This window comes from Bartonella sp. AA1HLJMS (genome assembly GCF_042197445.1).
Classification (GTDB): Bacteria; Pseudomonadota; Alphaproteobacteria; order Rhizobiales; family Rhizobiaceae; genus Bartonella.
Window position 1 is genome coordinate 1 of sequence record NZ_JBHIRW010000138.1, and the last position, 1952, is coordinate 1952.

3 protein-coding genes are annotated in these 1952 nt (G+C 33.0%); all 3 read left to right on the forward strand.

Annotation, left to right across the window (positions count from 1 at the left end; genetic code table 11):
• On the forward strand, window positions 1-429 hold a 429-nt coding region (locus ACFIQE_RS09920; protein WP_375707654.1), incomplete at its 5' end, for a hypothetical protein.
• A 112-nt stretch (window positions 430-541) separates the two neighbouring features.
• The gene (locus ACFIQE_RS09925) at window positions 542-1408 is read left to right on the forward strand and encodes a DNA adenine methylase (protein ID WP_375707655.1); all 867 of its coding nucleotides are present in this window, start codon (window positions 542-544) and stop codon (window positions 1406-1408) included.
• Between the two features lie 25 nt (window positions 1409-1433).
• Complete coding sequence (locus ACFIQE_RS09930) at window positions 1434-1805, forward strand: XRE family transcriptional regulator (RefSeq protein WP_375707656.1); 372 nt, start codon at window positions 1434-1436, stop codon at window positions 1803-1805.
• The last annotated feature ends 147 nt before the right edge of the window (window positions 1806-1952 follow it).

Sequence of the window (1952 nt, forward strand, 5' to 3'; positions counted from 1 at the left end):
TTTATTCAAAGTATTTTGACATTCGCATCTGTTTCTTTGGTAATAGTCACAACTGTTTTTGCAATTTTATGCAATTCCAATATCCCTTCTGAGTTGCAGAACAATCCAAAATATAAAGATGATGATACAACGGGTTGGGTGAAACTAACACGTGATTTACAACAGTATATGCACCGACTTTTAAAGCTAATAAGTGTAGCGCTTGTCGTTTTAATTTTCCCAAGTAGTTATAAAGAAACGGTTTCTTTGCCTGTCATTTCTAAGTACGTGGAGTACAAGCTTTCTTTTTCATTAGATACTGTACTTTGGTACTCAGATATTGCTCTTTGGTATTCTTTTTTAGTCTGTGTATTGTTTCTTATGTTACGTACACGCAGTTTAATAAATATATCTATTTACACACTACAGTGCTCAGTTAAAAAGCTATAGTAAAATTTCCGATTTTATAAAACTGTTCAGATTAAATGGCGTTGTCTCTTCTCAACGTTCATAGATGAAATCAACAAAAACATCAAAAAATCATTGAAAAAGGCGCGTAACAATGACTCATGTCTGCTCACCATTGAGATATCCAGGCGGTAAGGCTGCACTGTATGGAAAAATCAAAGAAATATTTGAGAAAAATGCATTAAATGGCTGTTCCTACAGAGAGCCATTTGCTGGCGGGTGCGGACTTGCTCTAAAGCTTCTTTTTAATGGTGATGTTAAAGATATTTACATTAACGATATTGATCTGTTCATTTGGAGCTTTTGGTATTGCGTTTTGCACAAGACAGAAGAATTAATAGAAAAAATCAATACAACGACCATTAACTTAGAAGAATGGTACACACAAAAAGAAATTTCTCCTGCAAGTGCAGATGTGATTAGCGCAGGGTTCGCAGCACTCTTTTTGAATCGCACAAATAGATCTGGAATTATTAAAAATGCTGGACCAATTGGAGGAAAAGGACAAAGTGGTACCTATAAAATAGATTGCCGATTTAACAAAGAGAATATAATTGAACGCATTCTTCGCATAAGTGAACAAAAAGATAAAATACATTTAACTCGTTTAAATGCACGGGAATTTTTGCTGCGTTATGGAACTGATGAAAACACCTTTTTTTATATGGACCCTCCTTATTTTAAAAAAGGAAAAGGGCTTTACACTTCGTTTTACAAAGCTAATGATCATAATAATTTAGAGAATGTCATCTCCCAACATGTGACAGCGCCTTGGCTAATTACTTATGACAACGTTGAAGAAATTAAATTTTTGTATAGGCAATATCTCTCAATAGAATTTAGCTTACAATATTCTCTACAAGAGAAAAGGCAAGCTACCGAATTGATGATTTTTTCACCAAAAATCAAAATGCCTCAATTCTTAGAAAAAAACACAATATCACGTCTCAAAGCAGCTTGATTGCATGAATAGGAGCTTTAATCACATGCTTACACCATTTGGCAAAACTTTACGCAAAATTCGCCTTGATCACTTTGAAAGGCTCTTAGATATGGCTGATAAACTAGGCATCTCTATAGCATTTTTATCTTCTGTAGAAATTGGCAAAAAGCCTATACCTGCTGACATAGAAGAAAAGATCATTGAGAAATATGCTTTAGATAAAGAAACAGCCTCTATATTGAGAAAAGAAGCAAATATTTGTCATAAGAATTTTACAATGAACTCTTCTGACCCACTTAACCATGAAATTTCTAACACGTTTGTTAGAATGTTTAAGTCTCTTTCACAACAAGATCTGACAAAGTGCAAGGAACTCATGGAGAAAGTAGAAAAAAAAACGGTGCTTGCAGAATAGAATACCTTGATCCCCTTATTTTATACACCGTAAACATAATTTTATATGTTAAAAAACAATAATATCCTTTTGAAATAATTGAATAAATATGCAAATCATTCTAAGATTTTTTATGTATAAATTGCAAATCTAATGGGGCTACAAATA